We start from the raw sequence: 17,234 nt of genomic DNA on the forward strand, positions 1-17,234 counted from the left end.
CGGCAGACCGGCCGCGGGCCGGCTCAGCGTCCCGCCGGCGGCACGTACTGGTAGCCGACCCGGCGCACCGTGCGGATCGCGTCCCGGTGTCCGGAGCCCAGTTTGCGGCGCAGCCGGGCGATGTGGACGTCGACGGTACGGCCGTCGCCGACGTGGCCGTAGCCCCACACCGTGCCGACCAGGTGGTCCCGGGTGTGCACCCGGTTCGGGTGCGCCACGAGATGGGCGAGCAGCTCGAACTCCAGGTAGGTGAGGTCGAGTTGCCGCCCGTCGACGTGGGCGGTGCGCTGCGCGGGGTCGACCCGGATCAGCGGGTCGCCGGCGGCTTCGGGACCGGGGGAGCCGGCCGGGAAGGGCGGCCGCCGGTCGGCGGGGACCAGCACCAGGTAGCCGACCATCGGCGGGCGGCCGGGCAGGACGGGCAGGGCGCTCTGCGGCGCGGGCAGCCAGGTGGCACCCGGCGGCAGCAGGTCTGCCACGGTCACCACCTCGTCCCGGTCGACGGCACGCAGCCGGGGAGGAACGGTGGGGGAGACGGGGGACAGGGAACGGGGGGTCGCCATGAGTCGTCAGCTCTTTCGCGCGAAGGAGTTCGTCGAGGACGTACGCGGTGCGCGCCGGCCGAAGGCCGGAAGGGGATCCGGGCGTCAGAGAGCCGGCGCGTTCGTCGCGCGACAACACACCCGGTCGAAGTCGTGGTGCTGACGGGAAGGCCAGAACGGTTCCAGGTCACGGCGACCCGTCGCGTCGTACTTCCGGAAGCTGGCCATACTCCCATTGAAGCAGACACCCGCGGTCCGCAGGAGCCCCCTTCCACGGCTCGGACAACGCGCGAGGGCGCCCACCCCCCCCCACGGTGGACGCCCTCGCGCGCGGACTGCGGTACGGATCAGACCTGGCCGGCCTTCTCCAGCGCGGTGCAGCACGTGTCGACCAGCAGGCGGGTCACCACGTACGGGTCGACGTTGGCGTTCGGACGGCGGTCCTCGATGTAGCCCTTGCCGTCCTTCTCGACCTGCCACGGGATGCGGACCGAGGCGCCGCGGTTCGAGACGCCGTAGGAGTACTCGTTCCACGGGGCGGTCTCGTGCAGACCGGTCAGGCGGTCGTCGATGCCGGCGCCGTAGTTCTTGACGTGGTCCAGCGGCTTGGAGCCCTCACCGAGGGACTCGCACGCGGTGATGATCGCGTCGTAGCCCTCGCGCATCGCCTTGGTGGAGAAGTTGGTGTGCGCGCCCGCGCCGTTCCAGTCGCCCTTGACCGGCTTGGGGTCGAGGGTGGCGGAGATGTCGAAGTCCTCGGCGGTGCGGTAGAGCAGCCAGCGGGCCACCCAGAGCTGGTCGGAGACCTCCAGCGGGGCCAGCGGGCCGACCTGGAACTCCCACTGGCCGGGCATGACCTCGGCGTTGATGCCGGAGATGCCGAGGCCCGCCTTCAGGCAGTTCTCCAGGTGCGCCTCGACGACGTCACGGCCGAAGATCTCGTCCGAGCCGACACCGCAGTAGTAGCCGCCCTGCGCGGCCGGGAAGCCGCCCTCGGGGAAGCCGAGCGGGCGGGCGCCCTTGAAGAAGGTGTACTCCTGCTCGATGCCGAAGATCGGCTCCTGGGCGGTGAACTTCCCGGCGACCTCGGCCAGCGCGGCACGCGTGTTGGTCGCGTGCGGCGTCATGTCCGTGTTCAGGACCTCGCACAGCACCAGGACGTCGTCACCGCCGCGGATCGGGTCCGGACAGACGAAGACCGGCTTGAGGACACAGTCGGAGGCGTGGCCCTCGGCCTGGTTGGTGGAGGAACCGTCGAAGCCCCAGATCGGCAGCTCCGCGCCCTTGGCGTCGTCGGCCAGGATCTTCGTCTTGGAACGCAGCTTGGCGGTCGGCTCGGTGCCGTCGATCCAGATGTACTCGGCCTTGAAGCTCACGGTCCACATCCTTCGGGGGTGGTCTGGGCGCTGGTGCGGGTGCTGCGGCGCTGCGGCACTGGGGCGCCGCCGTCGATGTCCCGCAGCCTGTCAACAGGCGATTTCCCGGCCATTGCCCGTGTGTGAACCCCGTGTTACCTGACACCGCCGCGTCCCGCCCCGCCGTGTGAGCACGCGTGCCCGGTCGCGGGGGGCGCGGACGGGCCCGCCGCCCCGATGGGGGAGCGGCGGGCCCTGGGAATCCGCGACGAACCCGGACCTCACCCCACCTTCTCGATCACCGCGCGGCGGATCAGGAACTTGCCGGCCTCCCGGACCTGCTCGAAGGCCGCGTTGTTGAGCAGCACGCAACTGCCGGAGACCGAGGTGACCTCCACCGTCGTGGACTTGTTGTTGTCCAGGTTGGTCACCTTCAGCTTCGTGCCGGCCGGGAACCGGTTGCTGGACGCGGCCGGGGCGCCGTCCTCGCCGGAGAGGGTGACGGTCGACCCGTTGCACACCTGCTCACCGGAGGCCTGCGCCGCCCCTTCCCCCTCCTCCGCCGCGGCCGGCGGCTGCGAGGGGGCGGGCTGCTGCGGCTGCGCGGCCTGGGAGTCCTGAGCCGACTCCCCCACCGTGCACCCGGACGCCTCCTGCTGGACCCGGATCTGGGCGATGACCGCCTCGCGGTTGGCGATCCGCGCCTCCGACTGCGCGTCGGGGGCGGCCCGCTGGCCCTCGATGAACTTCTCGTTGTTGCCGAGCGCGGTGGCCAGGCCCTGACAGACGGTCGAGTCCGCCGCCGACTTGGTGGTGGCCGACGGCGGGGTGGCGTTCGACGTGGTCGCCATGACGAAGGCCCCGCCTCCCGCCACCGTCGCGGCACTGACCAGCAGCGCGAGCTTCTTCTTCGGACCGAGCGTTCTCCTGCGCGACATCCGCGCCTCCTGAAGAGGTAGGGGGGCGTACGCCGCTATGTACGAGATACCGAACAGAGTTGCTCAGTGGTCGGTCCGGGCAATCGAAGTGGCTTGCGTCACACGGCCGTCAGCGGGAGAGGGCGTCCCGTACGGCGTCCTCCGTGCGGCCCACGACCGCCGTGCCGTCGTCCGCCGTGATGATCGGCCGCTGGATCAGCTTGGGGTGCGAGGCGAGCGCCGCGATCCAGCGGTCCCGCGTGCCGGCCTCCCGCGCCCACTCCTCGATCCCCAGCTCCGTCGCGACGGCCTCCTGGGTCCGGGTGATGTCCCACGGCTCCAGCCCGAGCCGCTCCAGCACCGCCCGGATCTCGTCCTCGCTCGGCACGTCCTCCAGGTATCGGCGGACGGTGTAATCGGCCCCCTCGGCGTCGAGCAGGCTGAGGGCGCTACGGCACTTGGAACAGGCCGGGTTGATCCAGATCTCCATGCCGCCCACGGTACGCCTCCACCCCCGCTGTTCGAATTTCCAGCCCCTTGGGCGTGTCCCGCGGGACTCCTGTGACACGACGGCAAAACCCTTGCTCACCAGCGCGTTTATTGGCCGGAGCGGGTCTGCTGATTGTCGGTGGAGGGCAGTAGACTGTAAGCAGTGTTCGAGGGTGGTACCGGGGTCGTCGGGGATCCCGGCGGGCCGCCCCGACCGCGACAGGAGGATGCCCGTGCCCGCTGCCGCACTGAAGCCGAAGCCCCTGCCCACCCAGTCCACCGCGAAGCGCCCCGTGCCGCTCGAACTGCCCTGCGCCCCGGTGGAGAAGCGCCCGCTCCCGGCGGGCCGCCCGCGCGAGTGGTACGTCACGCACAACCGCCGGCTCAAGGCGATGCGGCTCGCCATCGCCCTGCTCGACTCCGGCGTCTACCTGCCGAACCAGGCGCGCAACGAGAAGATCCGGAGCACGGCGGACCTGATCGGCGTCCACCCGCCGTCGGACACCACGTGCCACATGGTGCGCGCGTTCATGCGCTACAACCGCTGAGCCGCGGGCCGGTGCCGGGCGGCCTCCGTGTGCGGGGCGCCCGGCACCGGTGTGCCGTGCGCTGAGGCAGTATGGGCGGGTGAGGGCGCCGTCCTCGCACCGAAGTCGCCGCGGTCCGGCGGCACTTGCGCCGGCAGGTCGCGCGGTCGCGGCCCCGCCGGAGGAGAAAGGTACGACGGTTGGCTGAGGAGAGGACGGTCCTGGTCCCGTCGGCCTGGATGACGCCGTCCGGCCGGTACGGACGCGCCGTCGCCCGGGCGTGCGACATCGGCATCGCGCTGGTGGTCCTGGTGGCGGCGGAGTACTACAGCGTCGAGTACGACCTGCTCCTGGGCGGGCTGATGGCGCTGTGCCTGCTGGCCCGCAGACGGTTCCCCGGCACGGTGCTGGCGGCCGTCCTGGGGCTGGGCGTCGTCCAGTTCGTCCTGTACGACCTGCCCGACCTGCCGCTGGCGTCGGCGCCCGCCTCGTACGACGTGGCCGTACTGTTCGCCATGATGTCGGTCGTCCACCACTCCCGGACCACCTGGATGCCGTACCTCGCGGGCGCCGTGGTGCTGCTGGCCACGGCGGCCGGGACGGTGGGGATGCCGGCCCTCGGCATCGAGCCGTTCGTCGACCTCGAATCGCTCCTGGTCTTCTGGGGGCTGACGCTGACGGTCTGGCTGACGGCCTTCGCCCTGCACACGCGGCGTCTCTACGCCGAGAGCCAGGCGGCCCGCGCCTGGCACGCCGAGCGGGAACAGGAGCAGCGCGTCCGGCTGGCCGCGACCCGGGAGCGGGCCGAGATCGCCCGTGAACTGCACGACGTGGTGGCGCACAGCCTGGCCGTGATGATCCTCCAGGCCGACGGCGCCGAGGCCGTGCTGCGCAAGTCGCCGGACAGGGCGCAGTCCGCGCTGAGGACGATCGCCGCCACCGGCCGGGACGCGATCGACGACATGCACCGCATCGTCCGGGTGCTGCGCGAGGGAAACCCGGACCCCGGCGACCCGGACTCCGCCGACGGCGGCCCGCCACGACGGCTGGTCACCCTCGACGAGATCGAGGTCGTCGCCGAACGCGCCCGGGCCGCCGGGCTCACCGTGGACGTGTCGGTCGAGGTCGGCGAGGGACGGCTGTCCCCGGCGGAGGAGATGACGGCCTTCCGCATCGTCCAGGAGTGCCTCACCAACGTGCTCCGCCACGCCGGAGCCGGGGCCGGGGTCGACATCCGGCTCCACGAGGAGCAGGGCACCTTGCTGATCAGCGTGGTCGACGACGGGGCGGGCACCCTCGCCGGCCACGGCGTCGGCGGACGCTCCGGAGGGAACGGACTCGTGGGGATGCGGGAACGGGTGGAGCTCGCCGGGGGCAGCTTCGAGGCCGGCCCCCGGCTCGGCAGCGGATGGCACGTACGTGCCTCGATTCCGACAAGGACGAAGTGATGACGCAGGCGGACAGGCCGATCCGGGTGGCCGTGGTGGACGACCAGCCGCTGATCCGGGCCGGTTTCTCCATGGTGCTGGCCGGTCAGGACGACATCGAGGTCGTCGGCGAGGCGGAGAACGGGGCGGACGCCCTCGACCTGCTGGAGAAGGTCGAGGCGGACGTCGTCATCATGGACGTCCGCATGCCCGTCATGGACGGCATCCAGGCCACGGAGCGGCTGATGCGGCTCGACGATCCGCCCGGCGTGCTGGTGCTGACCACCTTCGACAACGACGAGGACGCGTTCGCGGCGCTGCGCGCCGGAGCCGGCGGCTTCCTGCTGAAGAACGCCCCCGCCGCGGAGGTCGTGAACGCCATCCGGGTCCTGGCCGCGGGGGAGTCGGTGGTGGCGCCGCGCATCACCCGGCTGCTCCTCGACCGGGTCTCGGACCGGCTGGCACCGGCGAACGGACAGGCCGAACGGCTGGACGTCCTCACCGCGCGCGAGCGGGACGTGCTCGCGCTGGTAGCCCGGGGGCTGTCCAACGCCGAGATCGCGGAGGAGCTGTACGTCGCGAGGGCCACGGTGAAGACGCACCTGGGCAACCTCATGGCGAAGCTGCACCTGCGGGACCGTGCCCAGGCCGTCGCGTTCGCCTACGAGTCCGGGCTGGTCCGTCCCTCCCCCTGAGGGTGCGGAAGCGCCCCCGGGTTCTGCCCCCGGGGGTGCAGGGGCACCCCGTCCGGTGTGCCAGATCCGCCGCCTCCGATCTCGGGTCCGTGGCCGATGTCCGGCGGGTCGCCGAACTCCAGACTTCTCACTGTCGCCGAACGCGGCCGAGAAGACATCCGGAGGATCCGATGAACGCCACGCCCACCACGCCCACCCCGCGGAACCGCGAGCGGAACCGTCTCGTCGTCGGCGCGGCCGCGGCCGTGATCGCCGCGGCCCTGGCCGCCGGAGCGGGGTACTGGTGGCTGGACCGCGACGAGCTCAGCCAGGCCTCCGCCGAGGACTGCCGGCTGGCGCAGCGCATCGTCACCGAGGCCGAGGAGGTCTCCACCGGCCCCGCCCCGGACGCGGAGAAGTGGTGGCAGGAGACCGGCGACGAGCGCCGCGCGCAGATGGAGGACGGCTACCTCGGAGCCAAGATCTCCCGGTACGAGGGCTGGGCGCTCGCGACCGCCCGGAAGTCCCCCGAAGCGCCGTCCGCGAAGGACGTGAAGAACCTCCAGGAAGAGGCGCGGGGACACTGCTCGGACTCCGGCGTCACCCTCACCATGCCGCCGCTCGGCGCCTGACCCGGATCACGGGAACCGTCCCCATGGCTGTCCACACCGCCGCCCGCGACCGCGCACCGGACGACGTCATCACCGCCACCGGCCTGGTGAAGACCTACCGCCAGGGCACCGCCGAGGTGCGGGCCCTCGACGGGGTGTCCGTCGGTATCCGGCGCGCCCGGTTCACCGCCGTCGTCGGCCCCTCCGGGGCGGGCAAGTCGACCCTGATGCACTGCGTCGCCGGACTCGACACCGTCACCTCCGGCAGCATCGTCCTGGACGGGACGGAGATCACCGGCCTGTCCGACCGGCAGCTGACCCGGGTGCGCCGGGAGCGGATCGGATTCGTCTTCCAGTCGTTCAACCTGCTGCCGCAACTCACGGCGTACGAGAACATCGTGCTGCCCGTCACCATGTCCGGCGGGCGCCCGGACCGCGCCCTGGTGGACCACCTCTGCGAGGTCCTCGGCATCGCCCACCGGCTCTCGCACCGCCCCGCCGAGCTGTCCGGGGGCCAGCAGCAGCGGGTCGCCGTGGCCCGGGCGCTGGTGGCCCGACCGGCCGTGCTCTTCGCCGACGAACCCACCGGCAACCTCGACTCCAGGGCCGGCGCCGAAGTCCTCACCATGCTGCGCCGGTCCGTCGACGACCTCGGCCAGACGGTCGTGATGGTCACCCACGACCCCGCGGCAGCACGGTACGCGGACCGGGTGCTGACCCTCGCGGACGGACGCGTCGTCAAGGACGAGCACACCGCTCCCGTCGGCGACGTCATGGGGAGGCGGCGATGAGCACCCCGTGGCGCGCGACCGTCCTGGGCTCCCAGGTGGCGGAACTCCTGCGGCGGCCCGGACGGTTCGCGGCGACCGGACTGTCGCTGCTGATCGCGGCGTTCGTCGTCTTCGGGACCGTCATGGCCCAGCAGATCATCACCGCGACCGTCGTCGAGAAGTTCCGCGGCACGCCCGAAGCGGTGTCGCTGGTGGTCACGCCCGGCGACGGGGAGGACATCGGCGAGGACCGCCTGCGCGAGATCCTGAAGACGCCCGGAGTCGCCGAGGCCGTCGGCCGGCTCGACGGCGGCAGCCCGCTGGACGGCAGCGCCGTCGAACGCTACCTCGCCCTGTCCGCGGACCCGGGCACCGGCGCCCTGGCGGAAGTCCGGCTGGTCGAAGGCACCTACCCCTCCGGCCCGGGCCGGCTCGCCGTCGACACGCGGGCCGCCCGGGAGTACGGCCTCGCCCCGGGATCGTCGCTCACCCTGCTGCAACCCGAGTCCGACGGCGAAGGCACCCGACGGGTGACGGTCGAGGTCAGCGGCATCGTCCGCAGCACCGTCACGGACGACACGGGGCCCACGGGGTACGCCCCCGGCCCGCGGATCGGGGAACTGCTCGGCGTGCCGGGCTACTCCCGCATCGACATCCGCACCGACACCGCGTCCGGTTCCGTGGATCCGGCGGAACGGATCCGGCAGGCGGTGCCCGGAGCACAGGTGCGGTCCGGGGACGAGGTGCGGGAGGAGGAGGCCCGCGAGGCGGTGGCGGAGGCGAAGGACACCCTGGAGCTGGTCACCGTCTTCCTCGCCGTCGCCGTCGGCGCGGCCGTCCTCGTCGCGACCTCCACCTTCCGCATCGTCTTCGCGCGGCGCGTAAGCCAGTTGGCGCTGCTGCGCGCCATCGGGGCGACCCCGCGACGGCTCGCCGCCGCGCTCGTCGCCGAAGGGGCGGTGGTCGGCCTGCTGGCCGGCGCGACCGGTGTGCTGGCGGCCTGGGGCTGCGGGCGGCTCGTCCCCCCGGTCGCCGGGCGGTTCGGGTACGACCTGTCCGTCCCCTCCCACCTTCCGCTGACGGAGGCCGCTCTCACCGTTCTCGGCACCGGTCTGCTCGCGGTCCTGGCGGTCCTGGCCCCGTCCCTGAGCGCCTCACGGGTCTCCCCGCTGCAGGCCCTGCGCAGTGCGGCGTCCGGTGAGGGCGCGGCGGGCGGTACCGGCCGGACTCTGCTGGGCCTGCTGTGCGCGGCGGGCGCCGCGTTCCTCGCCCGGCAGCAGTACGGCGGGCTGCCCCAGCCGGGCGACACGGAGTACGACCGTTTCGCGGCGCTGACCGTCGTGGTGCTCTCGGGCGGGCTGGCCTTCCTGGCCCTGATCGCCCTCGGCCCCCGTCTGGTCCGGCCGGTGCTGGCGGCCGTCGCCGTGCCTCTGCGCCGCACCGGTGCGGCCGGCCGGCTCGCGGTCGCGGGCGTCGGGGGCGCGCCGGGCAGGGCGGCCTCGGTCTCGGTCGTCGTGGCCCTCGGCGTCTGCCTGGTCGGCTCGACCCTGACCTGCCTCGCCTCCCTGCACGCCTACGAGCGCTACCGGCAGGCGGTGGAGGCACCCGCCGACTTCCACCTGTACCCACGGGACAGCGAGACGCTGGACCGGTCGCTCGCCGCCGATCTGGCCTCCCACCCCGAACTCGCCGACGTGACCGCGTTCCGCACGGCGGAGGTCGTCGAGGACTCCCGCAGCGCGACCCTCTCCGACCTCGACCTCGGCACCGTCGGCTCCGGCGTGGGCCTGACCGCCCGTACCGGCTCCCTCGACCACCTCGAACCCGGCCACGTCGTCGTGGACGCCGACCACGCCCACCGGCTCGGCGTCCGGGCCGGCGACCGCGTGACGCTGACGTTCGAGGACCGCCCCGTCGAACTCACCGTGGCGGCGACGCTGCCCGGAGCCGGGCCCTACGGAGGGAACTTCTTCGTCCCCGCCGCGGACCTCACCCGTATGGGAGCGGGCGCCGCGCCCACCACGGTCACCGCCAACGCCTCGCAGGACGACGCCCGGGGGCGGATACGCGCGCAGCGGGCCATCACCGACACGCTGACCGGCCCGGAGCGCGGCGACGGTCGCGTCATCGCCGAGGACTCGACCGCACAGGCCGGCGAGTCGGACGACCTGCGGACGATGGCCACGACAGTGATCATGGTTCTGGGGCTCACCGTCCTGGTGGCGGTCGCGGGAGTCGCGACCACGGCGAGTCTCACCGTCGTCGAGCGCAAGCGCGAGTTCGGGCTGCTGCGGGCCCTGGGGCTCAGCGGGGCGGCCGTGCACCGCATGGTCACGGTGGAGTGCGCGCTCTACGGCGTCCTGGGCGGGGTCCTCGGTCTGGCCCTCGGCCTGCCGTACTCCTGGCTGGTGGTCCGGGTCGCCGAGACGAGCGCCCCGTTCAGCGTTCCCGCGGGAGAACTCGCGGCGGTCTTCACCGCCCTCGTCCTGGTGACCGCCGCCGCGGGCACGGTGCCTGCCCTCCGCGCCTCCCGGACCTCACCGACGGTCGCCGTCGCCCGGGCCGACTAGCCGGGATCAGTACGGGCGGAAGCCGACGTAGCCGAGCAGCACGATCACCGCCACGACGCAGCCGAGCACCACGGCCGTCGACACCCACGACGAGCGCCCGGCCGATCCCCGGTACTCCGGTTCGCCGCGGAACGGGACCGGTCCGGGCGGGTTCTCCTTCCAGCGGGCGGCGAGCATCCGGGCCCGTGCCGACGGCTCCTTGTGCTCGGCGCCGTCCGCCCACTTGATGTCGAACTCCCGCTTCTCCTCGTCCTGTTCGGACATCCCCGTGACCTTCTCTCGAACAACGGTGTCAGATCAAGGATCCCTCTCCGCGTACGGAGAGGGAAGCTTTCCGGTCATACGACGGCAGCGGGGGAGGCGGAGAGCTCACGGCTCCGTCCCGTTCCCGGGGCGGACGACGCCCGGCAGGGTGCGGGACCGGGCTCGCCGTAGGTCCCGGAGGCGCCGTATCAGGGCAGGCAGCCAGGGCAGGGCACCGGACAGCGCCAGGAGCGACAGCAGCGGGACGCGCCACCACGCCGGGACGGTCGCCGGCGGCGGGGGCGGTACCTCCGCCACCCACGGCCGGGCGGTCTTCGACCAGGCCAGGAACGCGTCGCCGACCGGGAGCAGACCGAAGGCGTACCGCTTGGTCCACGGAGTGCCGACCGGGACGCCCGCCAGTTCGCTGACGCCCGCGAGCGCGCCGGCGAGCCGGGCGTCGCCGTGGACCTGGGCCGCGCCGATGGTGACGACGCTCGCCGACAGGCTCACCCCGAGCGGAAGCGGGCCGGAGTCGACGTCGGCGGGTCCGTCCATGCCGTCCGGGTACTCCCGCACCGCCGGTCCGAGACCGAGCGGTGTGGTGAGGTACAGGTCGCGGAAGCGGGAGTACTGCCCGGCCGCGAAGGCGGGGTCGATGTCGACCAGGAAGCGCTGGACGAGGCTCTGCGAGGTGCCCCTGGCCACTTCGGCCGGCTCCCCGGTGACCGGGTCGGCCCGGTGCGGGAGCAGTCCGGTGCGGGGATCGAGCCGCTCGCGCGACTCCCGCAGCCACCGCCGGACGGTGGGGCCGAACCGGTCCGGCAGCAGACGGTCGTGCAGCCGCAGCGACGCGACCGCCACGGTCGAGTCCACCGGCCACGCCTGACCGGGGTACGCCTCCAGGTACGGCGAGGACGAGGCGTCGAACGCCGCGCCGAGTTCGGCCGAGTCGCGCGCGAACCGGCGCACCTCGGCGACGTCGCGCTGCCCGGCCGGCTGGAGGCTCAGCACCCCGCCGCGCAGCCAGTTGCTCCACCCGCGGTGGAAGACGCCGTACGGCGGGGTGAGCTCCGGGCTGAACGGGGCCAGGCCCGCCGGGGAGTCCAGCTGCCGAAGCGCCCACCTGGCCTCCCGCAACGCCGTCGACCGCTCGCCGGCGGGGGCGCGCATGCCGAGCTCGACCCGGCTCAGCCCGTAGAGCACGTGCAGGAAGAAGTGCCCCTCGGGGAACATGGCCTGCGCCTCGTCACCGGCCCCGTCGTCCAGTGCCTCCCGCAGGAACGCCAACTGCCGCTCGACGCCGGGTGGTTCGCCGTCCGGTCCTGCGGTGGCGGGCGCCACCAGCCGCACCGCCCCCACCAGGGCGCAGAGGCTCACCGGCACGGCCGCGAGCAGGCGCAGCCGGCGCGCCACCACCCGGCGCCCCCGCGCCGTCGGCGTCACGCCCCGGCCCCCGGCGCCGTCCGTCCCGGCCTGAGCCCCGGGACGGACGACGGCCGTCCCCTCACCGGCGTCCGACATGTCGCCCCCTCGTCCGGATCCGCGGTCAGCAGTTGTACGCCTGCCGGACGCGGTCGAAGCGCTGTGCCAGCAGGTCGTCGCGGTTGATGATCCAGCCCACCTCGCCGTCGCCCCAGTCGAAGACGTCGGCCTGAGTGAGCTCCAGGAGGTTCAGCCACGGGCCTCCCTCCTTGGTCGCCGCTTCCGCCATGGCCCGGGCGTACAGTTCCTCGAACCTCTCGGGGGCGTCCCGGCAGACGACCACGGCCTCCTCGCACTTCCTCAGGAACTCCGCGTCGTACACGGCCCGGTAGTACGGAGGGTTCAGCTCCACCCCGCGCAGCCCGCCCCTGCGCTCCACGCGCGGGAGGGTCCCGGTCCGCTCGGCGTACTCCCGGACAGCGGCCAGGAGCAGGCCGAGCCCCTCCCGCCTGTCGTCGTCGAGCCCTTCCTGGAGGGACAGCAGCTCGATCGTCTGCCCCTCCCTGGGGACCTCGGGGTCCCATGACCAGCCGAGCACGTCCCACGACGTGCCGGGGTCACAGACCAGCACCTGCCGCCTCAGCGGCTCCAGCTCGTACGGTTCGCCGTCCCAGCTCTCGCCCACGGGAACGGGGCGCACGGCCGTCTCGGTACCCGGCGGAACGTGGATCACCGGCACGACGTCGTCCTCGGCGTGGCAGTCCTCGAAGGCGAAGAACAGCAGGTGCCCTTCGCGCGGGAGGCCGTCGTCCAGCGGCTGCCTCGGCAGCGCGGCGAGGTCGAGGGCCGCGACGAAGTGGTGCCCCGCGTCCCACTCGGCGTCCGCGGACAGCTCCGGCAGTCCGCCGACGTACCCCACCACGAGCTCCTCGGGGGCGACATCGCCCTCATCGACCGTGCGTGTGTGTATGTGGAAGGACGGCTGCATGTTCCACATGATCCGGGTGATCGCGTCGCTCGATACGCCGTGCCGGGAGGCGAAGGCGCGGAACTCGTCCGTGTATGACATGGCGTCATTCTGTGGTGCCCCACTGACAATCCATCCGGCCGGACCGCCGCCGGTCGCACGGCGAAGGCCGCCACCCCTGATCCGGGGTGACGGCCTTCGCGGGTGCGGCTTCGCTCTTTACACGTCGAAGTACAGCTCGAACTCGTGCGGGTGCGGGCGGAGCTGGAGCGGGGCGATCTCGTTGGCGCGCTTGAAGTCGATCCACGTCTCGATCAGGTCCGGCGTGAAGACGTCGCCCTGGAGGAGGAACTCGTGGTCGGCCTCCAGGCGGTCGAGGACCGCGCCGAGGGAGGTCGGGACCTGGGCCACGTTCGCGTGCTCCTCGGGAGCCAGCTCGTAGAGGTCCTTGTCGATCGGCTCGGCCGGCTCGATCTTGTTCTTGATGCCGTCCAGGCCCGCGAGCAGCAGGGCCGAGAAGGCCAGGTACGGGTTGCCGGAGGCGTCCGGGGCGCGGAACTCGACGCGCTTGGCCTTCGGGTTGGAGCCGGTGATCGGGATGCGCATCGCGGCGGAGCGGTTGCGCTGCGAGTACACCAGGTTCACCGGGGCCTCGAAGCCCGGCACCAGGCGGTGGTACGAGTTCACCGTCGGGTTGGTGAAGGCCAGCAGCGACGGGGCGTGCTTGAGGATGCCGCCGATGTAGTAGCGGGCGGTGTCCGACAGGCCGGCGTAACCCTGCTCGTCGTAGAAGAGCGGCTCGCCGCCCGCCCACAGCGACTGGTGGACGTGCATGCCCGAGCCGTTGTCACCGAAGATCGGCTTCGGCATGAAGGTCGCGGTCTTGCCGTTGCGCCAGGCGACGTTCTTCACGATGTACTTGAAGAGCTGCAGGTCGTCGGCGGCGGCGAGCAGCGTGTTGAACCGGTAGTTGATCTCGGCCTGGCCGGCGGTGCCCACCTCGTGGTGCTGGCGCTCGACCTTCAGGCCGGCCTTGGCCAGCTCCAGGGACATCTCGGCGCGCAGGTCGGCGAAGTGGTCGACCGGCGGGACCGGGAAGTAGCCGCCCTTGTAGCGGACCTTGTAACCGCGGTTGTCCTCCAGCGCACCGGTGTTCCAGGCGCCGGCCTCGGAGTCGATGTGGTAGAAGGACTCGTTCTCGGAGGTCTTGAAGCGGACGCTGTCGAAGACGTAGAACTCGGCCTCGGGACCGAAGTACGCGGTGTCCGCGATCCCGGTGGAGGCCAGGTACGCCTCGGCCTTCTTGGCCACGTTGCGCGGGTCGCGGGAGTACTGCTCGCCCGTGATCGGGTCGTGGATGAAGAAGTTGATGTTCAGCGTCTTGTCACGGCGGAACGGGTCGACCCGGGCGGTCGACAGGTCCGCGCGCAGCGACATGTCGGACTCGTGGATGGCCTGGAAGCCGCGGATCGACGATCCGTCGAACGCCAGCTCCTCGTCCGGGTCGAACGCCTCGGCAGGGATCGTGACGTGCTGCATCACACCCGGGAGGTCGCAGAACCGGACATCGATGAACTTGACGTCCTCGTCCGCGAGGTACTTCTTGGCGTCGTCGGCGTTCTGGAACATCCAGCTCCTCCTACTCCCGACCGTCCCGCCGGGGTGGTAGATCGTTCGTGTGACCAGTGCGGGTGGCACACGCTCCCCTCGACCCTAGGGACGGGTCATTTCTCGGGCGTGACCCATTTGTTTCGCACAAGTTAACCGGGTTCTCTCCCACGGTAGCCCCGGCGCACCCCGCCGTCCTGCGGGCATATCCGGGCGCAGTACCGTGGACGGGTGGACAACAGGCAAGCAATCGGATCATGGCTCTCGGGGCCCCGCGCGGCCCTGGAGGACGCCGGTGCCGAGTTCGGCTACCGGGGTGAGCAGCTGGGGCTGCCGGAGAACGGACCGGGCTCGATCGCGGGCCCCGGCCGCAGGCTCGGCGCCCTCGCCGTGGACTGGGGTCTGTGCGTCCTGATCGCATACGGTCTGATCACCGAGGGCTACGAGGGGCAGGCGACCAGTAACTGGGCGCTGCTGGTGTTCCTCGTGCTGAGCGTTCTCACCGTCGGCACGGTCGGCTTCACCCCCGGCAAGCGGCTGTTCGGGCTGCGGGTGGTCGCCCTCGACAGCGGCCGGATCCAGCCGCTGCGCGGGCTGGTGCGCTCGGTGCTGCTGTGCCTGGCCGTCCCCGCCCTCGTCTGGGACCGTGACGGCCGCGGACTGCACGACCGGCTGGCCCGCACGGTCGAGGTGCGGATCTGACAGCCGCTTTTGACGGGATGCGACGATCGGTCCCGGGATACGACGACGGGGGCGCCGGAATCACTTCCGGCGCCCCCGTCGTCGTATCGGGAGAGGGTGGGTCAGCGGCCCCTCGGGCCGCCGCCCTTCGGCAGCCTCATGCCCTTGGGCATCGGGCCCTTCGGCAGCGGCATGTTGCTCATCAGGTCGCCCAGGGCGCGCAGCCGGTCGTTGGTCGCGGTGACCTGCGGGCCGGTGAGCACGCGGGGCAGCTTGAGCATGGTCGTGCGGACCTTCTTCAGCTCGACCTGGCCCTCGCCGGTGCCCACGATCAGGTCGTGCACCGGGACGTCCGCGACGATGCGGTTCATCTTCTTCTTCTCGGCGGCCAGCAGGCCCTTCACCCGGTTCGGGTTGCCCTCGGCGACCAGCACGATGCCGGCCTTGCCGACCGCGCGGTGCACCACGTCCTGGTTGCGGTTCATCGCCACCGCGGGGGTCGTCGTCCAGCCCCGGCCGATGTTGTCGAGCACGGCCGCGGCGGCGCCCGGCTGTCCCTCCATCTGCCCGAAGGCGGCCCGCTCGGCCCTGCGCCCGAAGACGATCGCCGTCGCGAGGAAGGCGAGCAGGAGGCCCAGGATACCGAGATAGATGGGGTGCCCGATCAAGAAACCGATCGCGAGGAAGACACCGAAGGTGACGATTCCGACAGCCGCGAGTACAAGACCGATCTTCTTGTCGGCCCTGCGGGTCATTTTGTAGGTCAGGGCGATCTGCTTCAGTCGCCCGGGGTTCGCAGCGTCCGCTGCGGTTTCCTTCCTCGCCATGTCATGAAGTCTACGTGTCCCGGCGGGGGGCGGTAGGTCAGGGGCGGGTCGGCAGGGACGGGGCGCTCAGGGGCGGGGCGCTCGGGGTCTGGTCGAGGACGCGCTGTGCCTCGACCCGGTCCCTGGCGCGACGGCGGTCCTCCAGCACCGAGGTCCAGGCGTTGCGGCGGGCGGTGCGCTGACCGCCGCTCATCAGCAGCGACTCGACGGCGCGCAGTGCGGTGGCGAAGGACGGGATGGCGGTGGCGCGGACGGGCGCGGCCTGCATGGTGGAGGTCTCCCTCGGTGCCGGCGGACAGGGGTGCACGTGCTGTGATTCCAGGCTCACTGACTGGTGTTACCAGGGCGTGACCGGCCGGTCAAACAGGCATGAAGCTCCGGTGGGAGGGTCCGGAGCGCCGACGCGGCCCCGACCTGTTCCCTCATCTGCGAGGACGGTCGGGGCCGCGTGGTCTCGGCCACTACCGGCGGGTAGGGCCTTGTGTGTGAATTCACACGCCGTCGGCGGTGTGCCGCCGGACGGCTCCGGGCGAGGTCAGACGGCCTGGGAGGCCACGTACGCGCCCCGCTTCTCGACCGCCATCCGGTAGAGGCGGCCGGCGCGGTACGAGGAGCGGACCAGCGGGCCGGACATCACACCGGAGAAGCCGATCTGCTCGGCCTCCTCCTTCAGCTCCACGAACTCCTGCGGCTTCACCCAGCGCTCCACGGGGTGGTGGCGCACGGAGGGCCGCAGGTACTGCGTGATGGTGACCAGCTCGCAGCCCGCGTCGTGCAGCTGCCTCAGCGCGTCACTGACCTCCTCACGGGTCTCGCCCATGCCGAGGATCAGGTTCGACTTGGTGACCAGGCCGTAGTCGCGGGCCTCGGTGATGACCTTCAGGGAGCGGTCGTAGCGGAAGCCGGGGCGGATCCGCTTGAAGATCCGGGGGACCGTCTCGACGTTGTGCGCGAACACCTCGGGACGGGAGGAGAAGACCTCCTCCAACTGCTCGGGGACCGCGTTGAAGTCGGGGGCGAGCAGCTCGACCTTGGTGCGGCCCTCCGCGCGGCCGGCGGTCTGCGCGTGGATCTGGCGCACGGTCTCCGCGTACAGCCAGGCGCCGCCGTCCTCCAGGTCGTCGCGGGCGACGCCGGTGATGGTGGCGTAGTTCAGGTCCATGGTGACGACCGACTCGCCCACGCGGCGCGGCTCGTCACGGTCCAGCGCCTCGGGCTTGCCGGTGTCGATCTGGCAGAAGTCGCAGCGCCGGGTGCACTGGTCGCCGCCGATGAGGAAGGTCGCCTCGCGGTCCTCCCAGCACTCGTAGATGTTCGGACAGCCGGCTTCCTGGCAGACCGTGTGCAGCCCTTCGCTCTTGACGAGGTTCTGCATCTTGGAGTATTCGGGGCCCATTTTCGCCCGGGTCTTGATCCACTCGGGCTTGCGCTCGATGGGGGTCTGGCTGTTGCGGACCTCCAGGCGCAGCATCTTGCGTCCGTCGGGTGCGACTGCGGACACGACCGGCTCCCTAGCGATTGATTCTTCGGCGTGCTCAAGGGTACGCCCGTTGATTTGAAACCCGGCGTGGGTGCCGGGGCTGCCGGGGACTGCCGCCCCC

The 17,234-nt window shown here is 72.0% G+C and carries 18 protein-coding genes; 7 read left to right on the top strand and 11 right to left on the bottom strand.

Translation table 11 applies throughout. From position 1 onward, the window contains the following. Nucleotides 1-23: 23 nt before the first annotated feature. The 4 genes from ACF1DX_RS04020 to ACF1DX_RS04035 all read right to left on the bottom strand — a co-directional run bounded on the left by ACF1DX_RS04020 (nt 24) and on the right by ACF1DX_RS04035 (nt 3,304). Nucleotides 24-563 carry a winged helix-turn-helix domain-containing protein gene (locus ACF1DX_RS04020; protein WP_391789655.1) on the bottom strand — a complete coding sequence of 180 codons (540 nt, stop codon included), beginning with the start codon at nt 561-563 and terminating at the stop codon, nt 24-26. A gap of 326 nt (nt 564-889) precedes the next feature. Further along, the gene (gene glnII, locus ACF1DX_RS04025; protein WP_391789656.1) at nt 890-1,918 is read right to left on the bottom strand and encodes a glutamine synthetase; all 1,029 of its coding nucleotides are present in this window, start codon (nt 1,916-1,918) and stop codon (nt 890-892) included. Nucleotides 1,919-2,178: 260 nt separating this feature from the next. Next, complete coding sequence (locus ACF1DX_RS04030; protein ID WP_391789657.1) at nt 2,179-2,835, bottom strand: hypothetical protein; 657 nt, start codon at nt 2,833-2,835, stop codon at nt 2,179-2,181. A 109-nt stretch (nt 2,836-2,944) separates the two neighbouring features. Then, nucleotides 2,945-3,304 carry an arsenate reductase family protein gene (locus tag ACF1DX_RS04035; RefSeq protein WP_391789658.1) on the bottom strand — a complete coding sequence of 120 codons (360 nt, stop codon included), beginning with the start codon at nt 3,302-3,304 and terminating at the stop codon, nt 2,945-2,947. Nucleotides 3,305-3,536: 232 nt separating this feature from the next. On the opposite strand from ACF1DX_RS04035, the gene ACF1DX_RS04040 reads away from it, so the two are divergent. From ACF1DX_RS04040 to ACF1DX_RS04065, 6 genes are all read left to right on the top strand, one after another. Then, nucleotides 3,537-3,851, top strand: a complete 315-nt coding sequence (locus tag ACF1DX_RS04040; protein WP_391789659.1) for a hypothetical protein — start codon at nt 3,537-3,539, stop codon at nt 3,849-3,851. A gap of 179 nt (nt 3,852-4,030) precedes the next feature. Next, nucleotides 4,031-5,278 (top strand): sensor histidine kinase, encoded by a 1,248-nt coding sequence (locus tag ACF1DX_RS04045; protein WP_391789660.1) that lies wholly within the window; start codon nt 4,031-4,033, stop codon nt 5,276-5,278. Beyond that, nucleotides 5,278-5,952, top strand: a complete 675-nt coding sequence (locus ACF1DX_RS04050) for a response regulator (RefSeq protein WP_391789661.1) — start codon at nt 5,278-5,280, stop codon at nt 5,950-5,952. Before ACF1DX_RS04045 ends, ACF1DX_RS04050 begins: the two co-directional genes overlap by 1 nt. A 170-nt stretch (nt 5,953-6,122) precedes the next feature. Beyond that, nucleotides 6,123-6,563, top strand: coding sequence for a hypothetical protein (locus ACF1DX_RS04055; RefSeq protein WP_391789662.1), 441 nt, complete (start codon nt 6,123-6,125; stop codon nt 6,561-6,563). A gap of 86 nt (nt 6,564-6,649) precedes the next feature. Next, nucleotides 6,650-7,333: an ABC transporter ATP-binding protein gene (locus ACF1DX_RS04060; RefSeq protein WP_391789736.1), complete on the top strand. Its 684-nt coding sequence runs from the start codon at nt 6,650-6,652 to the stop codon at nt 7,331-7,333. After that, on the top strand, nt 7,330-9,882 hold the full coding sequence (locus ACF1DX_RS04065; protein ID WP_391789663.1) for an FtsX-like permease family protein: 2,553 nt from the start codon (nt 7,330-7,332) through the stop codon (nt 9,880-9,882). Before ACF1DX_RS04060 ends, ACF1DX_RS04065 begins: the two co-directional genes overlap by 4 nt. Nucleotides 9,883-9,888: 6 nt before the next feature. Here ACF1DX_RS04065 and ACF1DX_RS04070 read toward each other — a convergent pair whose 3' ends face one another. From ACF1DX_RS04070 to glnA, 4 genes are all read right to left on the bottom strand, one after another. After that, nucleotides 9,889-10,146 carry a hypothetical protein gene (locus tag ACF1DX_RS04070; RefSeq protein WP_391789664.1) on the bottom strand — a complete coding sequence of 86 codons (258 nt, stop codon included), beginning with the start codon at nt 10,144-10,146 and terminating at the stop codon, nt 9,889-9,891. A gap of 105 nt (nt 10,147-10,251) precedes the next feature. Continuing rightward, nucleotides 10,252-11,649 (bottom strand): hypothetical protein, encoded by a 1,398-nt coding sequence (locus ACF1DX_RS04075; protein ID WP_391789665.1) that lies wholly within the window; start codon nt 11,647-11,649, stop codon nt 10,252-10,254. A 25-nt stretch (nt 11,650-11,674) separates the two neighbouring features. Continuing rightward, nucleotides 11,675-12,619, bottom strand: coding sequence for a hypothetical protein (locus tag ACF1DX_RS04080; protein ID WP_391789666.1), 945 nt, complete (start codon nt 12,617-12,619; stop codon nt 11,675-11,677). 117 nt (nt 12,620-12,736) lie between these two features. Further along, nucleotides 12,737-14,146, bottom strand: coding sequence for a type I glutamate--ammonia ligase (glnA, locus tag ACF1DX_RS04085; RefSeq protein ID WP_217136728.1), 1,410 nt, complete (start codon nt 14,144-14,146; stop codon nt 12,737-12,739). Between the two features lie 210 nt (nt 14,147-14,356). On the opposite strand from glnA, the gene ACF1DX_RS04090 reads away from it, so the two are divergent. Further along, nucleotides 14,357-14,827, top strand: coding sequence for an RDD family protein (locus tag ACF1DX_RS04090; RefSeq protein WP_391789667.1), 471 nt, complete (start codon nt 14,357-14,359; stop codon nt 14,825-14,827). Between the two features lie 101 nt (nt 14,828-14,928). On the opposite strand, the gene ACF1DX_RS04095 is transcribed toward ACF1DX_RS04090, so the two are convergent. The 3 genes from ACF1DX_RS04095 to lipA all read right to left on the bottom strand — a co-directional run bounded on the left by ACF1DX_RS04095 (nt 14,929) and on the right by lipA (nt 17,134). Next, on the bottom strand, nt 14,929-15,633 hold the full coding sequence (locus ACF1DX_RS04095) for a DUF4191 domain-containing protein (protein WP_391789668.1): 705 nt from the start codon (nt 15,631-15,633) through the stop codon (nt 14,929-14,931). A 37-nt stretch (nt 15,634-15,670) separates the two neighbouring features. Further along, complete coding sequence (locus tag ACF1DX_RS04100) at nt 15,671-15,901, bottom strand: hypothetical protein (protein ID WP_391789669.1); 231 nt, start codon at nt 15,899-15,901, stop codon at nt 15,671-15,673. A 267-nt stretch (nt 15,902-16,168) separates the two neighbouring features. Then, nucleotides 16,169-17,134, bottom strand: coding sequence for a lipoyl synthase (gene lipA, locus ACF1DX_RS04105; protein ID WP_391789670.1), 966 nt, complete (start codon nt 17,132-17,134; stop codon nt 16,169-16,171). Nucleotides 17,135-17,234: the final 100 nt, after the last annotated feature.

Source organism: Streptomyces sp. NPDC014676, from assembly GCF_043084105.1.
GTDB lineage: Bacteria > Actinomycetota > Actinomycetes > Streptomycetales > Streptomycetaceae > Streptomyces.

Coding starts and splice junctions, on each gene's coding strand:
- ACF1DX_RS04055 (WP_391789662.1), top strand. CDS start 6,123: ATGAACGCCACGCCCACCACGCCCACCCCGCGGAACCGCGAGCGGAAC.
- ACF1DX_RS04070 (WP_391789664.1), bottom strand. CDS start 10,146: ATGTCCGAACAGGACGAGGAGAAGCGGGAGTTCGACATCAAGTGGGCG.
- ACF1DX_RS04075 (WP_391789665.1), bottom strand. CDS start 11,649: ATGTCGGACGCCGGTGAGGGGACGGCCGTCGTCCGTCCCGGGGCTCAG.
- ACF1DX_RS04035 (WP_391789658.1), bottom strand. CDS start 3,304: ATGGAGATCTGGATCAACCCGGCCTGTTCCAAGTGCCGTAGCGCCCTC.
- ACF1DX_RS04095 (WP_391789668.1), bottom strand. CDS start 15,633: ATGGCGAGGAAGGAAACCGCAGCGGACGCTGCGAACCCCGGGCGACTG.
- ACF1DX_RS04020 (WP_391789655.1), bottom strand. CDS start 563: ATGGCGACCCCCCGTTCCCTGTCCCCCGTCTCCCCCACCGTTCCTCCC.
- ACF1DX_RS04080 (WP_391789666.1), bottom strand. CDS start 12,619: ATGTCATACACGGACGAGTTCCGCGCCTTCGCCTCCCGGCACGGCGTA.
- ACF1DX_RS04100 (WP_391789669.1), bottom strand. CDS start 15,901: ATGCAGGCCGCGCCCGTCCGCGCCACCGCCATCCCGTCCTTCGCCACC.
- glnA (WP_217136728.1), bottom strand. CDS start 14,146: ATGTTCCAGAACGCCGACGACGCCAAGAAGTACCTCGCGGACGAGGAC.
- ACF1DX_RS04065 (WP_391789663.1), top strand. CDS start 7,330: ATGAGCACCCCGTGGCGCGCGACCGTCCTGGGCTCCCAGGTGGCGGAA.
- ACF1DX_RS04050 (WP_391789661.1), top strand. CDS start 5,278: ATGACGCAGGCGGACAGGCCGATCCGGGTGGCCGTGGTGGACGACCAG.
- ACF1DX_RS04030 (WP_391789657.1), bottom strand. CDS start 2,835: ATGTCGCGCAGGAGAACGCTCGGTCCGAAGAAGAAGCTCGCGCTGCTG.